The following is a 5,101-nucleotide window of genomic DNA, read 5'->3' as shown; positions in this document are numbered from 1 at the left end:
TAAGTTAATACTTTTCTCTAATTATTATGTACCTTTTCTAGATTAAAGATTAAATATGAAAACAAAAACAATTAGAGAAATTTCGTTGGCTTGGAAAAGAGACAAGCAACGCTACGTAAAGCAATCCACATACGCTGCTTATGTGTTAGTTTTGGAAAATCACATACTTTCATCGTTTGGTGATTGTGATAGTCTTAGTGAGAAACTTGTACAAGAATTTGTGCTACAAAAACTTAATGCTGGTCTCAGCATTAAAACGGTGAAGGACATCCTCATTGTGTTGAAAATGGTGATGAAGTTCGGAGTAAAGAACGGTTGGATGAACTATTGCGAATGGGACATCAAATATCCAACTACAGTAATCAATAAAGAAATGGAGGTGCTGACAGTGACACACCACAAAAAGATTCTCGAATTCATCAAGCAGAACTTTACATTTCGCAACCTTGGTATCTACATTAGTCTAACCACAGGCTTGCGGATTGGTGAGGTATGCGGCTTGAAATGGTCGGACATCAATACGGATAGCGGTATAATCACCGTAAACCGTACCATTGAGCGTATCTACATCGTAGAAGGTGAGCGCAGGCACACAGAATTAGTCATCAACAGCCCAAAGACCAAGAACTCTTGCCGTGAGATACCAATGAACAAAGAACTCTTGGCTATGGTGAAACCACTGAAAAAGGTAGTAAATCTTAATTTCTATGTGCTGACCAACGAAGAAAAACCTACTGAGCCACGAACCTATCGAAACTATTATCATCGGTTAATGAAGCATTTGGACATTCCTCGGCTGAAATATCACGGGCTGCGCCACAGTTTCGCCACACGCTGCATCGAAAGTAACTGTGACTATAAGACGGTTAGCGTGTTGCTCGGGCATTCGAACATCACTACAACTCTCAACCTCTATGTCCATCCCAATATTGAACAGAAGAAGCGTTGTATTACGCAGATGCTTAAATACCTCAGGAAGTAATGCTGTTCTATTTTTTTTTGCGATAGTCAACTGTCAAACTCACCGTCTGCTCTTGCAAGACGGTGAGTTCTTTTGTCAGCAGGATAAGTTCCTGTAACAATGCCTTTACGCTTTTCTCTGCCGTATAAAGGTGCATCAGACGTACTACTTGATTGTAGTTTATGCCAATTTTATGTACTTGAGCTGTGAGTTTGGAGAGCTTGCGATAATACTCCACGGCGGACTTATCTACTGTGATTACTTTGAAATGCTCTCCTAATAACCTTGCACGCACAAACTCGGACTTGGACATTGAGCCTGACTTGTGATAGAGGTCTATCACTCGTATTTGGTCTTTCGGGTCTGGTAAACGGACGTGCCAATCGTCCCACTTGTCGGGCATATCACCATACCTTTTCGCTACCCTTTTCCTTGATTTATCGCTTGCCATATTCTCTTGTTTTTGTTCTTCTAATCACGACTTCGGAGTGATTTAATCCCCTTTCGGGGCAAGGGTCTTTGTGGGACAAACGGTAGTTTGTCGGACAAAGACACACCTTGCCAGTATAAAGAAAGAGATAGTTTGTTATGTTCCATAAAGTAACTTTTCTGGGGCGCTTTTGATAGACGAGAGTTCAAAGTTCAAGAAGTAAATCAAGAGATAAGTTTAGACTAATCTCTTGACTTACTGACTTTATGAGCTGACATATTTTTGACTAAAGTTAATTTTAACTTAGGTCGAAACTAATTTCTTGACCAAAGTCACAACTGACCATTTGACTTAAGTCGCGACTGATTTCTTAACTTAACTCATAACTTACCTGTTTGCGGTATTGGATTATAATGCCTTTCAAGCATTGTCTGTATGTCGCTCTGCTTGTATAGTATCTTCCCTCCGATTTTGTAGAAAGGAAGCGTTCCTAAGTTTCTGTACTCTTGGAGCGTGCGTGTGCTGATCCGTAATTGGCCGCACACCTCCTCGCCTGTCAGGTAAACCTCTCCACCCAACATCGGACGGGCTGTGGAGCAATAACGCTCCAGTTTCTTCAAAGTACCCACCATCAACTGTGCAAACATCTGCATTTGAGGGCCTTGCTGTGTAATGATTTCATTCTCTTCCATAGTTCATTCATTGTTTGAGTTCATTCATTGTTTGCATTCAGTAACTCTGCGATGTCGCTCTCCTTATAATAGCATTTATGCCCAATGATGGAGAAGGGTATTTTACCCGTGTCGCGATAGGATTGCAGGGTGCGTTTGCTGATGCCGAGCCTGCGGCATACGGCTTCATTGTCGAGCCATTCGTCCGTTTCGGGCGGATTGCCGATGAGTTGTTCGATACAGTGGATAAAGTCTGCAAAGTCGGAGCAGTGCCGCTCCCACGCTTTGCGGTCGATGATAATGAGTTTCATTGCCTCGATTTTGTTTTGATTACTTTATTGTTACTCGGCAAACAAACTGTTATGCAGTCCATTGCCGTACTTATCGAGTGCAAAAGTAAACCCTCGGAAGCACCGCTGCAAGAAATGAGGAAAAGCAGGGAAATGTCAGGAAAACAAGAGAAAAGACCAAAGGAGATCCATCTGTGTTATTGCGGTAATGAGATGAGGTGCCGGCTCTTTCCTTTTATCACATAGCAATTATTCTCTCGACAGTTCGATAGTTCGACAAATCGATATGTAGAACTATCGATAGATAGTTTTATCGATAGATTATTTTGACGATATATAGTTTTGACAACAGATAGTCATGACAACAAATTGTACAAACAACAGATTGTCCGTATTATCGTCAGTCCTATCTTTTGTTGGTTGTTACGCCTTGCGTCCAAAGAGCCTGAGTATGCCGTATTCTTGTCGTGCCTATACTCTCTTACGGCAGCCCTGCCCTGCAAGGTTGGGAGAGATGAATACGACCGCACGAATATTGGGAATTGCGATACAGCCATAAAAAAAGGAAAATCCTGCGGTGGAGATTCTTCTCTCCATCCGCAGGACTTGACCTTGTCAGGGCAGACAGGCTTCCGTTGTACCTTTGCACGATAAGAAACGGCATCAGGGACTTTGCGTGTGCCTTTGCTTACAACGCCTTTGGGCTTACCTCTCCGTCTGACCGATTATTGGCAGATGAGTGCTCTCGAAGAGCAACACTATTGTGCCTGTGAGTTCGGTGTAAAGACGGTCGTATTGCTCGTCAGAAGCAAATGTGTCCGTCAAACCGAATTTGTCGAATGTGGCTTGAATAGCCTTATTCGACAACAAGATGGTTGCGAGTTTATCGGGGAGCGGAGCAGGTAGTTCCCTCTCAAACTCGTTTTCCAATACAGATACAAGCGTGTCATACTTGGAAAAATGCAAGCCATAATACAAAACCTCGCTTGCCATGCTTTCCGCTTCGGGGTGAGTGAAACCTTGCGCCACGGCATCGCAGTAAACTGTGAGAGCCATATCTGCCCGTGCAGTGATAAACTCCGTATCTTGCAATTTCTCGGGGTAATGCTCACTCATATAACTTCTTAATTTCAATCGAAAGTAAGAAAGTTCCTGTTTGTTGTTCTTTTTCATAATCATTTGGTTTTCAATCGTGAATAATAAGTTTGGTAATTACTTCCTTTTTATGCGTGTTGCAGTGGCACGTTCTGCTGTGCTATCGACTCACAATAACCTTCAAATACAGTATGCTCCCTGTCTGTGAGTGCAGTCATATCCTCCTGTATCTTATGGTCGGTTATCTTTCCGTAGATTTGTGTCGTACCGATATTGCTGTGTCCGAGCATCTTGCTGAGCGTTTCCATCGAAATACCATTGGAAAGGCAAATCGTGGTTGAGAATGTGTGGCGAGCCATGTGAAAGGTCAAACCCTTATCTATCCGGCATATCTGCCCGATGTTCACACATGCAAAGGATGCTTTCCTTATTGTGAGATTGGGGAATATCAAGTCGTCCGATTTCTTGTCCTTGATATAGAGCGAAAGGATTTGCCTTGCAATAGGCAGAAGCGGAATGATAGCTTCCACGTCCGTTTTCTGCTTTTTGATGCGGATTTCCTCCGTGCCGTCAGCATTGCGGATGACATGCTTCGGCTTGAGCCGTTGCATATCCACACGAGCCAGTCCTGTGAAAGCACAGAACAGGAAGAGTTGCCTTGCTCGCTCAAACTGCCTGTCAATAATGGGTGTTTGCAGTACCCTTTGCAGTTCCTCCGTAGTGAGATACCTGCGTGTGCGGTGTGGCAGTTCCGCCTTGTAATCTACAAAGGGGTCAATGCGGATGTATTTCTTCTGCTGACCGATGCCGATGAGTTTCCTAAGGAAGATGACCGCTACCTGAATAGTGGCAAGAGATAGGTTGCGCTCTGATTTAAGGTAGAAGTCCAATCCCTCAATAAAGGCATAGTCCAATTGTGCGTATCGAATATCTTCCTGGCCTAAGCGTTCACGCAGATAGGACTTAATGAGCTGCGCTGCATAGATGTAATTAGCAAAAGTCGGCTTGGCAATCGTCACTCCTACGCATGGGCGCTTTTCCTCAATAAATAGTCGTGCTTCCTCCAAAAGAAAACCTTTGGGCTTGTCTTCTTCCATGAGTTCACGCTTCAGCAACTCAGCGGTGATATAGCCACGTTGCCATACCAATTCTTGATACTTTGCTTTGGCTTGTTCCCCTTTGGTTTGCAAATAGCGGTTGATTTCCTTTGTCTTTTCATCTATCCCCTTACATCGCCCTTTACGACTATCCCAAAGTTCAGGAGCAATCTCCTTGCCCGTGCTATATTGCACCTGCTTACTGTCTATGGTGATACGTCCCATAATCGGGCATTTGCCGTTCTTTTTCTCTTTTGAGCGATTGATATAAAAGAGTGTCTTGAATGTACTTCGTGCCATAATGTCAAAGTTTTAAGGTGAATGTATCTTGTATTCGCTGCTGTATCGCTTGCATATCCCGATGGATTCTTTCGGAGGAAACCGCTGCATATACCTGTGTTGTTCTCAGGTTGGTGTGTCCGAGCATACGGCTCACCGTTTCTATAGGTACACCTGCCGAAAGCGTGATAAGCGACGCAAAGGTATGGCGGGCCATGTGAAAGGTCAGCGGAGTTTCCATACCGATATTTCGCTGTATATAGTGCATGCCATTGAGG

Annotated in this window: 7 protein-coding genes; 1 reads left to right on the top strand and 6 read right to left on the bottom strand. The window is 43.7% G+C overall.

The window, feature by feature from the left end:
* Positions 1-55 precede the first annotated feature (55 nt).
* On the top strand, positions 56-982 hold the full coding sequence (locus HMPREF1254_RS10590; protein ID WP_023058666.1) for a tyrosine-type recombinase/integrase: 927 nt from the start codon (positions 56-58) through the stop codon (positions 980-982).
* Positions 983-989: 7 nt separating this feature from the next.
* Here the strand turns inward: HMPREF1254_RS10590 and HMPREF1254_RS10585 are convergent, their stop codons facing one another.
* From HMPREF1254_RS10585 to HMPREF1254_RS10560, 6 genes are all read right to left on the bottom strand, one after another.
* Entirely contained in the window at positions 990-1,412 is a 423-nt protein-coding gene (locus HMPREF1254_RS10585; protein WP_036880405.1) for a hypothetical protein, read from the bottom strand.
* Positions 1,413-1,771: 359 nt separating this feature from the next.
* The gene (locus tag HMPREF1254_RS10580; protein ID WP_023058668.1) at positions 1,772-2,083 is read right to left on the bottom strand and encodes a helix-turn-helix domain-containing protein; all 312 of its coding nucleotides are present in this window, start codon (positions 2,081-2,083) and stop codon (positions 1,772-1,774) included.
* Between the two features lie 20 nt (positions 2,084-2,103).
* Positions 2,104-2,373, bottom strand: coding sequence for a helix-turn-helix domain-containing protein (locus HMPREF1254_RS11875; protein WP_023058667.1), 270 nt, complete (start codon positions 2,371-2,373; stop codon positions 2,104-2,106).
* A 684-nt stretch (positions 2,374-3,057) separates the two neighbouring features.
* The gene (locus tag HMPREF1254_RS10570) at positions 3,058-3,525 is read right to left on the bottom strand and encodes a DUF1896 domain-containing protein (protein ID WP_023058664.1); all 468 of its coding nucleotides are present in this window, start codon (positions 3,523-3,525) and stop codon (positions 3,058-3,060) included.
* 50 nt (positions 3,526-3,575) lie between these two features.
* Complete coding sequence (locus HMPREF1254_RS10565) at positions 3,576-4,844, bottom strand: site-specific integrase (protein ID WP_023058669.1); 1,269 nt, start codon at positions 4,842-4,844, stop codon at positions 3,576-3,578.
* Between the two features lie 4 nt (positions 4,845-4,848).
* Positions 4,849-5,101: tyrosine-type recombinase/integrase (locus HMPREF1254_RS10560; protein WP_036891235.1), on the bottom strand; the 253-nt coding region annotated here is incomplete at its 5' end.

Source organism: Prevotella sp. BV3P1 (assembly GCF_000479005.1).
GTDB lineage: Bacteria > Bacteroidota > Bacteroidia > Bacteroidales > Bacteroidaceae > Prevotella.
The sequence above is the reverse complement of the archived record's forward strand: the minus strand, read 5'-3'. Positions and strand labels throughout refer to the sequence as shown.